Genomic DNA, 17,765 nt, shown 5'->3' on the forward strand with positions numbered 1-17,765 from the left:
CTTGATGCTCCATCGACTGAAGCGCCGAAACACGCTGTTCCAGTCTCCAAACACCTCCGGAAGATCACGCCAGGGAGAGCCAGTGCGCACGATCCAAAGTACGCCCTCCACAAACATCCGGTTGTCCCGTCCGGTCGAACCCTTCTGGTCAGGCCGGCCGATGATCAACGGCGCCATCCGCTCCCATGTCGCGTCGCTTAATACCAAGCGGTCCATCACACCCAAGGCGGCCTCCCCAAAAGCAGCCTTGAATCTGATTTGCGCCTAAAAGGGAATCCTTAGAGTCCACACCACCTAGGCCGGGACGACGATGTGGCGATGTCCTGCCTTACTTCTTCCGCAGCGCCTGCTTGCGCCAGTCGGCGACAAACGACACGAACGCGGCGAGCGCGGGCGGCGGCTGACGGCGGCTCGGATAATAAAGAAACGGTCCGTCGAACGGCGGGCACCAGTCGTCGAGCACGCTGACCAGCGCACCGGATTTGACGCCGTAGCGGACATAGCCCTCGAACGTCGCCCAGTAGCCGACGCCGTCATGGACCGCGCGCAGCGCAAGGCCGAGATGGGTCGCGGTCAGCCTGGCCGGCGGCGAAATCTTCACCACGCGGCCGTTCTTCTCGAACTCCCAATCGAACATCACGCCGTTACTGAAGCGGCTGCGGATACAGGGGTGCGCCAGCAGATCCTTCGGATGCATCGGCCGGCCGCGCTTTGCGACATACGCACTGGACGCCACGATCGCGTAACGTTGCGGCGCGCCCAATGGGACCGCGACCATGTCCTGTGCCAGGTGCTCGCCGTAACGCACGCCGGCGTCAAAGCCCTGCGCGACGATGTCGACGAACGCACTCTCCGCGACGACGTCGAGCTCGACCCGCGGATATCTGGCGAGGAACGGCGCGATCATCGGCGCCAGCACCAGATCGACCGCGGGCGGCGGCGCGTTGATGCGCAACCGCCCCGACGGCTCGGCGCGCAGGCCGCGCACCTCGGTGATCGCATCGGCAACATTGACCATGGCCGGCGCGACGCGGGCCAGCAGCAGTTCGCCGGCCTCGGTCAGCGCGACGCTGCGGGTGGTGCGGTTCATCAGGCGGACGCCGAGCCGCTCTTCCATGTCGCGCAGGCGCTGGCTGAGGCTGGAGACCGAGACGCGCTGCTCGAGCGCCGCACGCCGGAAATTGCGCGTGCGCGCCACCGCCACGAAGGCGTCGAGGTCGCGAAGGTCGAAATCCTGCATTGTTCGATATAGTGAACAAGCCATTCGCGATTGTCCAGCTTATCGGCGAAAGCTGGCCGGCCCATATCACCTCGGCATTTGGCGGCGAATTCTCCGCCGCAAACGTTCGAGGAACATCCACATGGACACACGCAAACTCGGCTCAACCGGGCCCACCGTCTCGGCCCTCGGCCTCGGCTGCATGGGCATGTCCGAGGTCTATGGCCCGGCCGATCGCGGCGAGAGCATCGCCACGGTGCATGCGGCGCTCGATGCCGGCATCACGCTGCTGGATACCGGCGACTTCTACGCCATGGGCCACAACGAGATGCTGGTGCAGGAAGCCCTGAAGGACGTCGCGCGCGACCGGTTGCAGATCAGCGTCAAGTTCGGCGCGCTCCGCGGCCCCGCGGGTGAATTCGCCGGAATGGACACCCGGCCGGCCGCGACGAAGAATTTCCTCGCCTATTCGCTGCAACGTCTCGGCACCGACTACATCGACATCTATCGCCCGGCACGTCTCGATCCCAACGTTCCGATCGAGGAGACGATCGGCGGCCTCGCCGATCTGGTGAAGTCGGGCTACATCAGACATATCGGCCTGTCCGAGGTCGGCTCCGACACCATCCGCCGTGCTCATGCCGTGCATCCGATCGTCGATCTCCAGATCGAATACTCGCTGATCGAGCGTGGCATCGAGCGCGACATCCTGGCGACCTGCCGCGAGCTTGGCATCGGCATCACAGCCTACGGCGTGCTGTCGCGCGGGCTGATCAGCGGCCACTGGTCGAAGGAGTCCGGCAAGATCGGCAGGGACTACCGGCTGATGACGCCGCGCTTCCAGGGCGCGAACCTCGATGCCAATCTCGCGCTGGTGGAGCAGTTTCGCGCCATTGCCGCCGAGATCGGAGCAACGCCGGCGCAGGTCGCAATCGCCTGGGTCGCGGCGCAGGGCAAGGAGATCGTGCCGCTGGTCGGCGCCCGTACCCGCAACCGTCTCACCGAAGCGCTCGGCGCGACCAGGCTGACGCTGACGCAGGCTCATCTCGCTGCGCTGGCGAAAGCCTTCCCGCCGGATATCGCTGCCGGCACGCGCTATGCGGCCGAGCAGATGGCGCATCTCGACAGCGAGAAGCCGGCCAGCAGATAACGGCGGCAATCAGGTGCGATGGGCGCTGAGGTCAGTGACGACAGGCCCATCGCCATTGAGCGGGTTCTGCGGATCGCGCGCGTAGCGCAGGGTTTCGAACCGCATCGCGCGCGCATCCACCATCAGAAGGCGACCGACCAGGCCCTCGCCGAAGCCGACGATCTCGCGGATCGCCTCCAGCGCCATCATCGACCCCAGGACGCCGGCGAGCGCACCCATCACGCCGGCCTCGGCGCAAGCCGGCACCGTGCCCGGCGGCGGCGCCTCCGGAAACAGGCAGCGATAGGTCGGGTTGAACACGCCGTCCGCATTCTTCTCATGCGCGCGGATCGTGGTCAACGAACCGTCGAACTGGCCCAGTGCTGCCGTGATCAGCGGCCGCTTCGCGAGGAAGCAGGCATCGGCGACGAGATAGCGGGTCTCGAAATTGTCGGAGCCGTCGAGCACGAGGTCGTAGTTCGCGATCAGCGCCATCGCATTGTCGGCGGTGAGCCGCATCGGATGCGCCTCGAACGTCACATGCGGATTGAGTGCATGGATCTGCGCCGCCGCGCTGTCGACCTTGCGCTTGCCGATGTCGGACGTCGCATGGATGATCTGGCGCTGCAAATTGGAGAGCGAGACGATGTCGTCATCGATCACGCCGAGCCGGCCGACGCCGGCGGCGGCCAGATACATCAGCACCGGCGCGCCGAGGCCGCCGGCGCCGATCACCAGCACCGACGCCTTTTTCAGCGCATTCTGGCCGGGGCCGCCCACCTCGCGCAGCACGATATGGCGGGCATAGCGTTCAAGTTCGTCGGCACTCAGCATCGTCTCATCTATCCTACCCGTGACCCTCATGGTGAGGAACGCGGCACGCGGGTCTCGAACCATGAGGCCCGGTCCGTGGCCTCATCCTTCGAGACGCGGCTGGCGCCGCTCCTCAGGATGAGGGTTGACGCGTTCCCTGAACCGGAGCGCGGTTGTTGCCGACCAAGCAGATGTGCTTAATTGCCTGGACGTCAATGGTGTCAGTCATTCCCCCCGGATTTGTCATGAGATCGGTGCTTTCGGCAACATTGATGGCCGCTTCCATGGGCATGGCACAGGCCCAGATGACGCCGCCCTCGACGGCGGGGGCGAAGCCGAAAACCGTGGCGACGGTGCCGATACGCCCCGCGCTGCAGAAGCCGGAGGATACCGCTGGCGCGATGGCGCAGGCCGAACGGCTGGCGCTGCAATCCGACCTCGCCTGGGTCGGCGAATATAACGGCGCCATTACCGGCGACGTCAGCGAGCGCATGGTCAATGCGATCAAGGAATTCCAGAAAAAGCGCGGCGGCAAGCCGACCGGCGTGCTGAACCCGCAGGAGCGCGGCGTGCTCACCGATACCGCGCGGCGGAAGCAGGAAGGTGTCGGCTGGCGGATCGTCACCGAGCCGGCCACCGGGGCGCGGCTCGGCATTCCCACAAAGCTGGTACCGCAGCTCACCAGCGACGCTTCCGGCGCCAAATGGACCTCGCCGACCGGCACCGTCCAGGTGCTGCTGACCCGGCGTAAGGAAGCAAGTCCGACCACCGCAAAGCTTGCCGAGCAGGAAAAGAAGGAACCGGCCGCGCGCACCATCGACTACACCGTGGTGAAGCCGGATTTCTTCGTGCTGTCGGGCATGCAGGGGCTGAAGAAGTTCTATCTACGCGGCACCTTGAAGGGCGACGAGGTCCGCATCCTCACCATCCTCTATGACCAGGCGATGCAGACCACGGTCGAGCCGGTGGTGATCGCGATGTCGAGCGCCTTCAACGCATTTCCGTCCGCCGTGCAGGCCGGACCGCCGCCGCGCAAGACCGTCGAATATGCCACTGGCGTCGTGGTCAGCGACGACGGTGCCATCGTGACCGATCGCGTGGTGACCGACGACTGCATCGCGCTGACGATCCCGGGCTACGGCAATGCCGATCGGGTCGCCGAAGACAAGGATCATAACCTCGCGCTGCTGCGCGTCTATGGCGCGCGCGGGCTGAAGCCGCTCAATATCGCAGGCCAGGCGACGCAGACCGCGCTCGACATCACCGGGATTGCCGATCCGCAGAGCCAGGGCGGCGGCGCGGCCGCGAGCAGCGTGAAGGCTTCGGTCGCACAGATCGACGGCGGCGATCAGGCGCTGTCACCGGCGCCTGCGCTCGGGTTCTCCGGCGCGGCGGCGCTCGACGGCGGCGGCAGGTTTGCCGGGATCGCGGTGCTGAAACCCGTCATCGTTGCAGGCCCCGCAAACGCGGCGCCGCCGGCGCAGGCCGCGCTGGTGCCGGCCGACACGGTGCGCAGCTTCCTGAAGGCGCACGGCGTCACGGCGTCGGGCGACTCGGCGGACGCCAAGGCCGCCGTGGTCCGCGTGATCTGCGTCAGGAAGTAGAACTCCGTAGCCCGGATGCAGCGAAGCGCAATCCGGGGCGGCTCTCGCCGCCGGCGCGACCGGTCCCGGATTACGCTTCGCTGCATCCGGGCTACGAGCTTTCGCGGGTATAACAGCCACGGCTCTTCCCATACGTCGTCCTGGCGAAAGCCAGGACCCATAACCACCGCATTCAGCGATGAAACCGGATCGCGGCCCCGGCGTCGCCCAACAATGAGAGATTTGGGGTAATGGGTCCTGGCTTTCGCCAGGACGACGTTGAGGATGGTTCTCGGTTCAACCTGTCAAACAGCGTAGTCGGCGTCACCTCAACGCAAACCGCACCCCGGCGCGGGCGAGACCGCCGGCAATGCCGACCGGGGTGCCGTCGGCGCGCCAGCAGGCTGCCGTGCCGTCGGCGTGAAACTGGATCGCGTTCATGCCGCCGGCCACCGTCGGCACGACCTGCACCTTGTGGCCCTTGGCTGATAGCGCGGCGCGGACGGCCTCCGGCACCGCCTGCTCGACCTCCAGCGCATTGCCCTCGGTCCAGACCCGCGGCGCTTCGACCGCCTCCTGCAGGCTCATGCCGTGGTCGATCAGATTGATCAACGCCTGCATCGCACTCGGGAAGATGCGCTTGCCGCCGGGCAGGCCGAGCGCGTAGGCGAGCTTGCCGTCGCGCAGCGCCATCATCGGCGACATCGAGGTGGTGACGCGCTTGCCGGCGGCCAGCGACAGCGCGTGTCCCGGCCGCGGATCGAACAGGTTCATGTAGTTGTTCGGCACGGTGCCGAGGCCCGGGATCAGGATCTTGGCGCCGAACAGATTGTTGATGGTCTGGGTGGTCGCGACCACATTGCCCATCGCATCCGCCGCGGTCATGTGCGTGGTGTGCGCGCTTTCGAGCTGGGTGACGCCGGCGCTCCAGGCTCGTGCAGCGGCAGGATCGATCGCGCGGCGGCGCTCCTCGGCATAGGCCTTCGAGGTCAACCGCTCCACCGGCACGTTGATATAGGCGGGATCGCCGCTCGCGGCCGCACGGTCGGCGAAGGCGATCTTCAGCACCTCGGCGAGATAGTGGATCGTCTCGGTCGTGCCGAAGCCGAGCCGCGCGATGTCATAGCCTTCGAGGATATTGAGCATCTGCGTGATGTGCACGCCTGACGCCGCCGGCGGCGGGGGCCCGAGGATTTCCCAGCCGCGGTAGTCGCAGCGGATCGGTTGCCGCTCGACCGTCTTGTAGGTCGCGAGATCCTCCTGCGCGACAAAACCGCCGTTCTTTTTCATGTAGTCGACCAGGATGTCGCCGAGCGGCCCCTGGTAGAGCGCGTTGTCGCCATGCTCGGCGATGTATTGCAGCGTCTCGGCATATTCCGCCTGCACGACGCGCTCGCCGGGCTTCAGCGGCGTGCCATCAGGCAGATAGATCGCCGAGATCGGTTTGTCCTTCAGCATCTCCTCGGCGCCGTCGGTGATGCATTCATGCAAATAAGGCGTCGCCGCATAGCCGCGCGCGGCGTGCTTGATCGCGGGCTGCATCACATCGGCAAGGCTCATGGTGCCGAAGCGGCGCAGCGTTTCGCACCAGGCTTTCAGCGAGCCCGGCACCGCGACCGCTTTCGGCCCGTTCAAATTCTCGTTGCCGACGGTGTCGAACACGTCGTGCGCCGATCCTGGCTTCGAAGTGTAGGTATCCGGCCGCACCGCGTTCGGCACCGTGCTCTGGCCGTCGATGAAGCGATGGCTGCCGTCGGCGAGGCGAATATGCGCCATGCCGCCGCCGATGATGCCGACCATCATCGGCTCGACCACGGTCAGCGTGAACAAGGTGGCGATCGCCGCATCGATCGCATTGCCGCCGGCAGCCAACATCTCGGCGCCCGCGCTCGATGCCAGCGGATGATTGCTCACCACCATGCCGCGGCTGCTGGTGGCCGGCTGCTTCTCGCATTGAAAACTTGTCGCGGCGCGGTCGCGCCAGGCGTCATTCATCGACATGCCGTTCATCGCCATTGTGTTCTCGTTCTTGATGGAGCGATGGACCATGTTCTCCGGCCGCGCGTGCACGGTCAAGGCGCCGCGATTTTCCTCGCGGCGGTATTCGCAAATAAGGTCACGGCTTGGCGCGATCGCGCAGCCAGGTCTCGCGCGCGACCTTCCATTTCTCCGCTCTGGATTCGCCATTGTGGTGCGGAAGCTCGACGAAGCCGACGAATTCGGCCCCGGTCTTCTGCTTGACCCGGCGCGAGCCGACGTTGGACGGCGCGTTGCAGACATGGAAGTGATCGAGGCCGAGCGTCAGGAAGGCGAAATCGTTCACCGCCGCGATCGCCTCCGTCATGAGGCCCTGATTCCAGTACGGCTCAGCGAGCCAGAATCCGCGATTGCCCTTGCGGCCGTCGGCGCGCGGCCGGAAATTGATGTTGCCGATCGCCTCGCCATCGCCGGCACGCAACACCAGCACCCATTGATAGCTTTCCTCGCCGGCCGCGATCTTGGAGAACTCCCGCCTGATGAAGCTTTCCGCGCCATCATCGGGATAAGGCCACGGCACCACCGTGGCGAGAGTCCTGATCACGTTCCAATTGTTGAAGTGCCGCTGGATCGCCGGAGCATCCGACAGCGCAAGCGGCCGCAGGATCAGGCGCGACGTCTCGATGCGCGGGGTCTCGAACATTGCTACTTCTGGCACTTCGGGCACCAGAACGTCGAACGGCCGTTCTGGGTGAAGCGCCTGACAATACCTTCGCAGCCCGACGTACGGCACGCCTCGCCCTCGCGGTCGTAGACCTGGAACGAATGCTGGAAATAGCCGAGATCGCCATTGGTCAATCGATGGTCGCTGATCGAGGAGCCGCCGGCCTTGATCGCCTGGTTGAGCACCGAATGGATCGCGTCGACCAGCCGCCTGGCGTGGTCGGTCGGCTCGCCCCCGGCAACGCCCTTGCGTTGTCCGGACTTGGTCGCGAGCGTCGCGGCCAATCGCCGCGGCGACAGATGCGAACGAAACAGCGCCTCGCAGACATAGATGTTGCCAAGTCCCGCCACCACGCGCTGATCGAGCAGCGCGGCCTTCAGGCTGGTCTTCTTGTTGTGGCAGGAGCGCGCCAGCATCGCCGCGTCGAACTCGTTGCCGAGCGGCTCGGGACCGAGCCCTTTCAGCAGCGGCTCATCCTCGATCGCGTTGCGCGCGATGATCTTCATGTAGCCGAAGCGCCTGGGATCGTTGAAGACGACGGCCGCGCCCGACGACATGTGGAACACCACGTGATCATGCGCGCGATCCTCGCTGCGCGGATGGTGGAATTGCCCCGGCGTCGCCGCGCCCTCGCCCTTCAGCACGCGGAACGAGCCCGACATGCCCAGATGCATCAGCAGCACGTCGCCGGAGTTCAGGTCCGCCATCAGATATTTGGCACGGCGGCCGAGCCCGGTGATGGTCCGGCCCTCCAGCCGGGCGATAAAGTCTTTTTGAAACGGAAACCGCAAATCCTTGCGGCGGGCCTCGGCCTTGAGGATCCTGGACCCCTCCATGGCCGGTTGCAGGCCGCGGCGGACGGTCTCGACTTCGGGTAATTCCGGCATGGCAGGCATTCACCTTTTGGAAGTGACGTGATAGCGCCATTGCGGCCGCCGCGCTATGGTTTGGCTGGAGCGTTTTTCGAGCGAAGCGGCTACCGGTTCGCGTGAAGAAAACGCGACCAAAAAGGGTAAGAGTTCTGAGTGATGGATCGGCCGGATCAAACCACCCATTTCGGCTTCAGGGATGTGCCCTTGGGCGAGAAGCAGACGCTGGTGAACGACGTGTTTCACAGCGTGGCGTCCCGCTACGACCTGATGAACGATCTGATGTCGGCGGGCCTGCACCGGGCCTGGAAGGACGTCATGATCACGACGCTCGATCCGCCGAAGGGCGACCGGCCGTTCGCGCTGCTCGACGTCGCCGGCGGCACCGGCGACATCGCGTTCCGGGCCGCCAAGACCGCGGGCGCGGGCTTTCATGCCACGGTCTGCGACATCAATGCCGATATGCTCGCCGTCGGCCGCGAGCGTGCCGCCAAGCAGCACCTCGATGACCGCGTGTCGTTCGTCGAGGGCAACGCCGAAACGCTGGGTTTTGCCGACCGCGCGTTCGACGCCTACACCATCGCATTCGGCATCCGCAACGTGCCGCAGATCGACCTTGCGCTGCGCGAGGCCTATCGCGTGCTCAAGCCCGGCAGCCGCTTCCTGTGCCTGGAATTCTCCACCGTCGACGTGCCCGGCCTCGACAAGATCTACGATCTGTTTTCCTTCAAGGTGATCCCGCCGCTCGGCCGCGCCGTCACCGGTGACGCCGAGTCCTATCAATATCTCGTCGAGTCGATCCGCAAATTCCCGCGGCCGAACGCGTTCGCCGAGATGATCGGCGCCGCCGGCTTTGCCCGTGTGAAGTGGCAGAGCCTCTCCGGCGGCATCGTGGCGCTGCATTCGGGCTGGCGTTTGTGATCTCTGCACTAACCCACATCACGCGCCTCGCCCGCGCCGGTTTCGTGTTTGCGCGCGAGGGCGTGTTCGGCGTCGTCGATCCCGCGCTGGTGCCGCCGCCCGGGCAGCTCGCGCTGAAGCTGGCGCGGCTGATCGAGCGCCGCTCCGCCAAGTCAGGTCCGCGGTTGTCGCGCGCACTGACGCGGCTCGGACCCGCCTATCTCAAGCTCGGGCAATTCCTCGCCACCCGCCCCGACGTGGTCGGCGTTGCAATGGCGCGCGATCTCGAAGCCCTGCAGGACCGGCTGCCGCCGTTCGCGCAGGAGGCGGCCGAAACCGTCATCACACAGTCGCTGGAACGGCCGCTGCCGCAGGCCTTTGTGCATCTGGGCCCTGCCGTTGCCGCAGCCTCGATCGCGCAGGTGCATCGCGGCGAAATCGAGCGCGACGGCGTGCGGCATCAGGTTGCGGTCAAGGTGCTCAGGCCCAATGTCGCCGCGCGCTTCCGCCGCGACCTCAGCGACTTCTTCTTTGTCGCGCACAAGGCCGAGGCGCATTCCGCCGAGGCGCGGCGCTTGAGGTTGATCGAGGTCATCAACACGATGTCGCGCTCGGTCGCGATGGAGATGGACCTGCGGCTCGAGGCGGCCGCGCTGTCCGAGATGGCCGAGAACACCCGCGACGATCCCGACTTCCGCGTCCCCGCGGTGGATTGGGATCGCACCGCGCACAGCGTGCTGACGATGGAGTGGATCGACGGCATCGCGCTGAACGATCACGTCCGGCTGGCGCAGGCCAAGGTCGATTTGCCCGATCTCGGCCGCAAGGTGATCCAGAGCTTCCTGCGCCACGCGCTGCGCGACGGCTTCTTCCATGCCGACATGCACCCCGGCAATTTGTTCCTCGACGAGGCCGGCCGGCTCGTTGCCGTGGATTTCGGCATCATGGGACGGCTTGGGCTGAAGGAGCGGCGCTTCCTGGCCGAGATCCTGCTCGGCTTCATCACCCGCGATTATCGCCGCGTCGCCGAAGTGCATTTCGAGGCCGGCTACGTGCCCGGCCACCATTCGGTGGAGAATTTCGCGCAGGCGATCCGCGCGATCGGCGAGCCGATCCACAACCGCACCGCCGAGGAAATCTCGATGGCGAAGCTGCTCACGCTTCTGCTCGAGGTCACCGGCCTGTTCGACATGCAGACGCGCCCCGAACTGATCCTGCTGCAGAAGACCATGGTGGTGGTCGAGGGCGTGGCGCGCGGCTTCGACCCGAAGCTCGACATCTGGAAGATCGCCGACCCCGTGGTGCGCGAATGGATCACGCAGAATCTCGGGCCGGCCGGCCGCATCCAGGGCGCGCTCTCGGGTGCGGGCGAACTCGGTCGCATCCTCGCCAACCTGCCGTCGATTGCCAACCGCGCCGTCACGGTGCTCGAGCAGCTCGAAACCATGACGCTGGAGGGCCACATGCTGTCGTCGGACTCGATCGACGAAATGGCCCGCGCCGAGGCCCGCAAGGCGCGGGTGCAGACCGTCGGCCTCTGGGTCATTGCGATCGCCTCCATCGCGATCTTTTTCGCGATCCGGGCACACTGATTGCAATGCATGCACCATGTGATAGCATCGCTATCATATTTATTTGAGCATGATCGCTCCCGGAAAACCGCTTCACACTTTTCCGGATCATGCTTTGAGGGCAGCACGCCATGGCCAGCCTGACCATCCGCAAACTCGACGACACGCTGAAGGCCTATCTGCGGCTGCGCTCCGCCAAAAACGGCCGCTCGGTCGAGGAGGAGGTGCGGGTGATCCTTCGGGAGCTCGCAGACGGCGGTACGGAGCCTGCCGAGGCGCCCGGCCCAGGTTCCGCGACAGTGGCAGCCCCTGCTCCAAGGGCCGCCAGCGTGGCCGGCGAGCCGCGCGTCACCCTGATCATCGGCGGGGGGATTGCGGCCTATAAGGCGCTGGATCTGATCCGGCGCCTCAAGGAACGGCACATCCAGGTCCGCTGCGTACTGACCAAGGCGGCCCAGCAGTTCGTCACCCCGCTCGCCGCCAGCGCGCTGTCGCATGAGCGCGTCTACACCGACCTGTTCGACGCCGAGAGCGAATTCGACGCCGGCCATATCCGCCTGGCGCGGGACTGCGACCTGATCGTGGTGGCGCCGGCGACCGCCGACCTGATGGCCAAGATGGCGCAGGGCCATGCCGACGACCTCGCCACCGCCACCTTGCTGGCGGCCAACCGGCCGATCCTGCTGGCGCCGGCGATGAACCCGCTGATGTGGAACAATCCGGCCACCCGCCGCAATGTGCTGCAGCTGCGCCGCGACGGCGTCCATACCGTCGGCCCCAATGCCGGGGAGATGGCGGAAGCCGGCGAAGCCGGCGTCGGCCGGATGGCCGAGCCGACCGAGATCGCAGCCGCCGCCGACCGCATGCTGCGGCCGCCGCAGCCGCGTCCGCTGGCCGGCAAGCGGGTGCTGATCACCGCGGGCCCGACCCATGAGGCGATCGATCCGGTCCGCTACATCGCCAACCGCTCGTCCGGTAAGCAGGGCTTTGCCATTGCCGCCGCCGCGCGCGCCGCCGGCGCCGAGGTCGTGCTGGTGACCGGCCCGGTCGAGCTTGGCGACCCCCAGGGCATCTCGGTCATGCGCGTCGAGTCCGCCCGCGACATGCTGCACCGGGTCGAGGCCGCGTTGCCGGTCGACGTCGCGATCTTCGCCGCCGCGGTCGCCGACTGGCGGGTCGCCACCGAGGGCAGCCAGAAGCTGAAGAAGACCGCGGCCGGCATGCCGCCGCTGCGGCTGGTCGAGAACCCCGACATCCTCGCGACAATTTCCAGGCTGAAGGAGCAGCGGCCGCCGCTGGTGATCGGCTTCGCCGCCGAGACCGAGCATCTGATCGAGAACGCCAAGGCGAAGTTCGCGCGCAAGGGCTGCGACTGGATCGTCGCCAACGACGTCTCGCCGGCGACCGGCGTGATGGGCGGCGACCGCAACACCGTTCACCTGCTCTCGCGCGAGGGCAAGGACGTCACCGTCGACTCCTGGCCGGTCATGACCAAGGAGGAAGTCGCGACCGCGCTGGTGTCGCGCATCGCAAGAGCGTTTTCGAGCGAAGTGGTCACCGGTTCGCGTCAAGAAAACGCGACCAAACAAAAGGATTAGAGCATGATCCGATTCAATCGGATCATGCTCTAGAGCCGTAGGAACCGCATCGTGAGCGCCACCATCAAGGTCGAAGTCCACCAATTGCCGCATGGCGCGGATCTCCTGCTGCCGATCTATCAGACCGCCGACGCGGCCGGGCTCGACCTGCTCGCGGCGGTGCCGCAGTCGGCGCCGCTGCTGCTGCTGCCGGGCCGCTACGAGATGGTTCCGACCGGACTGACGATCGCGCTGCCGCCGGGCTACGAGGCGCAGGTGCGGCCGCGCTCCGGCCTTGCCGCCAAATACGGCGTCACGGTGCTGAACTCGCCCGGCACAATCGACGCCGACTATCGCGGCGAGATCAACGTGCTGCTGATCAATCACGGCCACGAGGTGTTCTCGATCCGGCGCGGCGAGCGCATCGCGCAGATGGTGATCGCACCGGTCACCAGGGCCGAGCTGGTTCCGGTCGACGTGCTGTCGGCGACCGGGCGCGGCAGCGGCGGCTTCGGCTCGACCGGACGCTAGTGCGCGACGACTTCACTCGAGCGGCGGCGCCACTTCACCTCGCCCCGCGTGCGGGGAGAGGTCGGAACGCATCGTCAGATGCGTTCCGGGTGAGGGGGAGTCTCCGCGAACGCAGCTATCACCGGATATGCGGAGACGGCCCCTCACCCCAACCCTCTCCCCGTAAGAACGGGGAGAGGGAGCCAAGCGCCTTCGCATCGGAGAAGTGTGCGGACGAGCTCGGGAAGATCACGCTTCGTGCGCGCTCCCCGCACGATTACGGAGTCAATTCGCGTAAAATCCGCGCCACCCGGCGGCATTTTTTCACAGGGGATTCTGCGTTCACGGTCTGGACTCTTACTCGCCGAGTCCCGTTGGGACTATTCTGTTTTGATTCGAGCACGACGGGGGGTCTTCGTCGGGCTGACTGGTCCTGCTTGGGCATGATCGGCGGACAAACGTCGTACGTTTGCCGTGAGGGAACACCGGTCTCCTCTTTTCCGGATCATGCCTGGGGTTTGTGCGTTCTGGGGCAACATATGTCGGGCGTAGTCGCGGCAATGCGTCGAACCCTGCTGTCATGCACCTCACTGGCGCGCGACGGCATGATTGGGCTCGCCATCACCGCATTGCTGCCGGCCCGCACCGCGTTTGCCGCCGAGAGCCCGGTCGCCCAGGCGATGTCGGATCATTTCGGCTTCAATCACCAGGAGGTCGCGGTCCTCGCAACGTCGCTTGCGCTGGTCGGCTTCTCGGCCGTCGCCGCGATCCTCTTGATGCGCACCCGCGTGCGCGCGACGCGGAACGAGGAACAGCTGCAGTCCGAGATCACGGACCTGCAGGCGCAATCGGACCGGCTGCGCGCGCTGCTGTTCGTCGAGCCGCAGGTCCTGATCTCCTGGGCCGCCGGCGACAACCGGCCGCAGATCTCGGGCGACATCTCGCTGGTGATGTCGCAGGAAGGCTCGCCGCAACGCGTCCTCGCCTTCGGAACCTGGCTGCCGCCCGAGCCGGCGCTGCAGATGGATCACGCCGTCGACGCGCTGCGCGAGAAGGGCGAGGCGTTCCTGCTCAACCTCTCGACCTCGGCCGGCCGCGCCATCGAGGCGATGGGCCGCGCGATCGGCGGCCAGGCCATCGTGCGGATCCGCGAGCTCGGCGGCCTGCGCCGCGAGCTCGCCGAGTCCAACCTGCGCTACAAGACGCTGCAGGAGGAAACCGAGCTGCTGCGCGATTTCGCCGCCGCCGCGCCATGGCCGATCTGGGCGAAGAGCCTCGAGGGCAATCTGCGCTATGCCAACGCGGCCTATGTCCGCGCCACCGAAGGCAAGAGCGTGTCGGACGCACTGCAGCGCAATCTCGAACTGCTCGAAAGCGACCAGCGCGGCGAATTGACCCGCGCGCTGAACGACAATGCCAGTTATGCCGCGCGGCTGCCGATCGTGGTCAGCGGCGAGCGGCGGATCTACGACGTGCAGGCGCTCAAGCTCTCCGGCGGCAGCGCCGGCATCGCCATCGACGCCAGCGAAGCTGCGGCGCTGCGCGCGGCGATCGCGCGGATGGTCGAAGCGCACCGGCGCACCCTCGACCAATTGTCCTCGGGCGTCGCGGTGTTCGATACCGACCGGCGGCTCACCTTCTACAACGAGTCCTATCGGCGGCTGTGGGGCCTCGACCAGGCCTTCCTCGACGGCAACCCCGACGATTCCAGCGTGCTGGATCGGTTGCGCGCCAACCGCAAGCTACCCGAGCAGCCGGATTTCCGCGCCTGGAAGGCCAAGCTGCACGAAGCCTATCGCGCGGTCGAATCCGAGACCTACACCTGGTTCCTGCCCGACGGCCGCGCCATCAGCGTCGTCACCACGCCGAACCTCGAGGGCGGCGTCACCTATCTGTTCGACAACGTCACCGAGAGCCTCGACCTCGCGCGCCGCTACGACCGCCTGACGCGGGTGCAGCGCGAGACCCTCGACAATCTCGGCGAAGCGGTCGCGGTGTTCGGCAGCAACGGACGCGCGGAACTGTTCAACCCGCCCTTTGCCAAGATGTGGAAGCTGCCGGCCGACGCGCTGCAGGGCGAGCCGCATATCGAGGCGGTGGAAGCGCTGTGCCGGCCGCTGTTCGACGACGCCCTGACCTGGCGCACGCTGCGCGAGCAGATCACCGCGATCGAGAACCGCGCCCAGGTCGCGCTCAAGCTCGAGCGCAAGGACGGCAGCGTGCTGAATTGCATGACCATCCCGCTGCCCGACGGCAAGACCCTGCTCGCGTTCCAGGACATCACCGACACCGAAAATGTCGAACGGGCGCTGCGCGAGCGCAACGAGGCGCTGGAAGCCGCCGACCAGATGAAGGTGGATTTCGTCCACCACGTCTCCTACGAACTGCGCGCACCGCTCACCACCATCATCGGCTTCGCGCATTTCCTCAGCGATCCCTCGACCGGACCGCTGACGCCGAAGCAGGCCGAATATCTCGACTACGTCACCAAATCGACCAACGCGCTGCTGGCGCTGACCAACAACATTCTCGATCTCGCCACCATCGACGCCGGCGCGATGAAGCTCGAGCTCAGTCCGGTCAATATCGGCCAGGCGATCGAGGCCGCCGCCGAAGGCATCCAGGATCGCCTCGCGACCGACCGCATCACGCTGAAGGTCGATATCGAGCCCGACATCGGCGCCTTCGTCGGCGACGAGCGGCGCGTGGTGCAGGTGCTGTACAATCTGCTCGCCAACGCGGTCGGCTTCTCGCCGCACGACGCCACCGTCACGATCAGCGCGCACCGCACCGAGCACAGCGTGGTGTTTGCGGTGACCGATGCCGGTCCCGGCATTCCGGCGGAGATGCGCGATAAAGTGTTCAACTGGTTCGAGAGCCATTCGCACGGCTCGCGGCATCGCGGCGCGGGGCTTGGCCTGTCGCTGGTCCGCTCCTTCGTCGAACTGCATGGCGGACGGGTGCGCGTCGATTCGACCGTAGGCCGCGGCACGACCGTGACCTGCGACTTCCCGATCGACCAGACCGCACATCGCAACGCTGCTGAATGACGGCGACCTCGACATTCTCGGTGGCACTCGCGAACGAGACCGCGACAGCAGAGCTGATGGCCGACCTCGCGCTGCTGATCGGCGCCGGCGACGTCATCACGCTGTCCGGCGACCTCGGCGCCGGCAAGACCACGGCCGCGCGCGCGTTGATCCGTTACCTCGCCGCCGACGACGCGCTGGAGGTGCCGAGCCCGACCTTCACGCTGGCGCAGAGCTACGAGCTGCCGTCGTTTCCGCTGGTCCATGCCGACCTCTACCGCATCAACGACGCCAGCGAGCTCGAGGAGATCGGGCTGTCGCCGCTGCCCGACGACATCGTGGCACTGATCGAGTGGCCGGAACGCGCGCCCGATGCGATGCCCGCCGACCGCATCGACATCGCGTTCAGCCATCGCCCGGCGCTCGGATCGGCGGCACGCGCGGCCGAGATCACCGGCCACGGCAAGGGCGCGGCGAAGGTCGCGCGGCTCAACGAGCTGCGCCAGTTCCTCGATCGCGCGGGCTTTCTCAATGCCCGGCGCGAACGCATGCCGGGCGATGCCTCGACGCGCTCCTATGCGCGGCTGCGCAACGACGACGGCACCGTCATCCTGATGAACTCGCCGCGCCGTCCCGACGGCCCGGCGATCTACAGCGGCCAGTCCTACAGCGCGGCAGTGCATCTCGCCGAAGACGTCAGGCCGTTCGTCGCGATCGGAAACGGCCTGCGCAAGCATGGTTTTTCGGCGCCCGCGATCCGCCACATCGACCTCAAGTCCGGCTTCCTCATCACCGAGGATTTCGGCGCCGAAGGCGTGGTCGAGGGCGATCCACCGCAGCCGATCGCCGAGCGTTACGAGGCCGCCATCGACATGCTGGCGGCACTACACCGCGAGGTGCTGCCGGACACGCTGCCGCTGACGTCAGACGAGAGCTACGACATCCCGGTGTTCGACATCGACGCCTGGCTGATCGAGATCGGGCTGATGCTGGAATGGTACCTGCCCGACCGCGGCGTGCCGCCGAGCGAGGAGCTTCGCACCGAATTTCTCGGGATGTGGCGCGGCCTGCTCGAGAAGCCCGCAGCGGCGCCGCGGACCTGGGTGATCCGCGACTTCCATTCGCCGAACATCATCTGGCTTGCCGAACGGACCGGCATCCTGCGCGTCGGCGTCATCGATTTCCAGGACGCGCTGCTCGGCCCCGCGGCCTATGACGTGGTGTCGCTGCTGCAGGATGCCCGGATCGATGTGCCCGAGCAGCTCGAGCTGTCGCTCTTGACCCGCTACATCAAGGCGCGGCGCGCGACCGATGAAAGCTTCGATCCGGCCGGCTTCGCTGAGCTCTATGCGATCATGTCGGCGCAGCGCAACACCCGCCTGCTCGGCACCTTTGCGCGACTCAACCGCCGCGACGGCAAGCCGCAATATCTCAAGCACCAGCCGCGGATCTGGACCTATCTCGAGCGGTCGCTGGCCCATCCGGCGCTGACCAGCTTCCGCATCTGGTACACAGCCAACGTCCCTCCTCCAGTACCGTAGTTTACGGGTTATTAGCCTCGCCTCCCCTAAGAGTCTGACTCATAAATCACCCAACCTTAGCTGCAGCCGCGAGTCTGCGGGTCAGGAGCCTGATGTGTGCAATCAGCAGCCAGGCAGCTTCGGTTGCCACCGTCGCCTCGAAGTCCTTGGCGAGGCGGCGGCATCTGCCGAACCAAGCGAATGTGCGTTCAACCACCCACCGCCTCGGCAGAAGCTGGAAGCCTTTGACGCCTTGAGGCCGCTCGACGATCTCGACAGTCCATGGACCGCAGTCTGAGAGCGCGTCGAGGAGTTGATTTCCGCGGTAGACCCGGTCGGCAAAG

Annotated in this window: 15 protein-coding genes; 8 read left to right on the forward strand and 7 right to left on the reverse strand. The window is 66.4% G+C overall.

Translation table 11 applies throughout. The features are described 5' to 3' along the window. Together J6525_RS43490 and J6525_RS43495 are read right to left on the reverse strand one after the other, a co-directional pair. Positions 1 to 216, reverse strand: a 216-nt coding sequence (locus tag J6525_RS43490) for a transposase (protein WP_225646142.1), incomplete at its 3' end; no start/stop codon positions are given. A gap of 112 nt (positions 217 to 328) precedes the next feature. Beyond that, a complete protein-coding gene (locus tag J6525_RS43495) occupies positions 329 to 1,240 on the reverse strand; it encodes a LysR family transcriptional regulator (RefSeq protein WP_225649257.1) in 912 nt (303 codons plus the stop codon). A gap of 121 nt (positions 1,241 to 1,361) precedes the next feature. Here J6525_RS43495 and J6525_RS43500 point away from each other — a divergent pair, with 121 nt between their 5' ends. After that, on the forward strand, positions 1,362 to 2,369 hold the full coding sequence (locus J6525_RS43500) for an aldo/keto reductase (protein ID WP_225649250.1): 1,008 nt from the start codon (positions 1,362 to 1,364) through the stop codon (positions 2,367 to 2,369). A gap of 9 nt (positions 2,370 to 2,378) precedes the next feature. Here the strand turns inward: J6525_RS43500 and J6525_RS43505 are convergent, their stop codons facing one another. After that, a complete protein-coding gene (locus J6525_RS43505; protein ID WP_225649251.1) occupies positions 2,379 to 3,182 on the reverse strand; it encodes a HesA/MoeB/ThiF family protein in 804 nt (267 codons plus the stop codon). 224 nt (positions 3,183 to 3,406) lie between these two features. Here J6525_RS43505 and J6525_RS43510 point away from each other — a divergent pair, with 224 nt between their 5' ends. Further along, the gene (locus tag J6525_RS43510; RefSeq protein ID WP_225649252.1) at positions 3,407 to 4,765 is read left to right on the forward strand and encodes a serine protease; all 1,359 of its coding nucleotides are present in this window, start codon (positions 3,407 to 3,409) and stop codon (positions 4,763 to 4,765) included. 303 nt (positions 4,766 to 5,068) lie between these two features. On the opposite strand, the gene ggt is transcribed toward J6525_RS43510, so the two are convergent. The 3 genes from ggt to mutM form a co-directional block, all read right to left on the reverse strand. Then, positions 5,069 to 6,739 carry a gamma-glutamyltransferase gene (gene ggt / locus J6525_RS43515; protein WP_225649258.1) on the reverse strand — a complete coding sequence of 557 codons (1,671 nt, stop codon included), beginning with the start codon at positions 6,737 to 6,739 and terminating at the stop codon, positions 5,069 to 5,071. A 121-nt stretch (positions 6,740 to 6,860) separates the two neighbouring features. Further along, entirely contained in the window at positions 6,861 to 7,424 is a 564-nt protein-coding gene (locus J6525_RS43520) for a GNAT family N-acetyltransferase (protein ID WP_092081046.1), read from the reverse strand. 2 nt (positions 7,425 to 7,426) lie between these two features. Beyond that, on the reverse strand, positions 7,427 to 8,332 hold the full coding sequence (gene mutM / locus J6525_RS43525; RefSeq protein ID WP_092081307.1) for a bifunctional DNA-formamidopyrimidine glycosylase/DNA-(apurinic or apyrimidinic site) lyase: 906 nt from the start codon (positions 8,330 to 8,332) through the stop codon (positions 7,427 to 7,429). A gap of 141 nt (positions 8,333 to 8,473) precedes the next feature. Between mutM and ubiE the strand changes: the two genes are divergently transcribed. From ubiE to tsaE, 6 genes are all read left to right on the forward strand, one after another. After that, positions 8,474 to 9,235, forward strand: coding sequence for a bifunctional demethylmenaquinone methyltransferase/2-methoxy-6-polyprenyl-1,4-benzoquinol methylase UbiE (gene ubiE, locus J6525_RS43530; protein ID WP_028337562.1), 762 nt, complete (start codon positions 8,474 to 8,476; stop codon positions 9,233 to 9,235). After that, on the forward strand, positions 9,232 to 10,806 hold the full coding sequence (gene ubiB / locus J6525_RS43535; RefSeq protein ID WP_057020426.1) for a 2-polyprenylphenol 6-hydroxylase: 1,575 nt from the start codon (positions 9,232 to 9,234) through the stop codon (positions 10,804 to 10,806). The genes ubiE and ubiB overlap by 4 nt, the downstream gene beginning before the upstream one ends. A 110-nt stretch (positions 10,807 to 10,916) precedes the next feature. After that, positions 10,917 to 12,383, forward strand: a complete 1,467-nt coding sequence (coaBC, locus tag J6525_RS43540) for a bifunctional phosphopantothenoylcysteine decarboxylase/phosphopantothenate--cysteine ligase CoaBC (RefSeq protein WP_225649253.1) — start codon at positions 10,917 to 10,919, stop codon at positions 12,381 to 12,383. 51 nt (positions 12,384 to 12,434) lie between these two features. Further along, positions 12,435 to 12,893: a dUTP diphosphatase gene (dut, locus tag J6525_RS43545; RefSeq protein ID WP_028341688.1), complete on the forward strand. Its 459-nt coding sequence runs from the start codon at positions 12,435 to 12,437 to the stop codon at positions 12,891 to 12,893. Positions 12,894 to 13,411: 518 nt separating this feature from the next. Next, the gene (locus tag J6525_RS43550; RefSeq protein ID WP_225649254.1) at positions 13,412 to 15,922 is read left to right on the forward strand and encodes a sensor histidine kinase; all 2,511 of its coding nucleotides are present in this window, start codon (positions 13,412 to 13,414) and stop codon (positions 15,920 to 15,922) included. Continuing rightward, positions 15,919 to 17,442 (forward strand): tRNA (adenosine(37)-N6)-threonylcarbamoyltransferase complex ATPase subunit type 1 TsaE, encoded by a 1,524-nt coding sequence (gene tsaE, locus J6525_RS43555; protein WP_225649255.1) that lies wholly within the window; start codon positions 15,919 to 15,921, stop codon positions 17,440 to 17,442. The genes J6525_RS43550 and tsaE overlap by 4 nt, the downstream gene beginning before the upstream one ends. Positions 17,443 to 17,488: 46 nt before the next feature. Here tsaE and J6525_RS43560 read toward each other — a convergent pair. After that, the coding region (locus J6525_RS43560; protein ID WP_225649256.1) for a transposase at positions 17,489 to 17,765 on the reverse strand (277 nt) is incomplete at its 5' end.

This window comes from Bradyrhizobium australafricanum (genome assembly GCF_020329495.1).
Lineage (GTDB): Bacteria > Pseudomonadota > Alphaproteobacteria > Rhizobiales > Xanthobacteraceae > Bradyrhizobium > Bradyrhizobium australafricanum.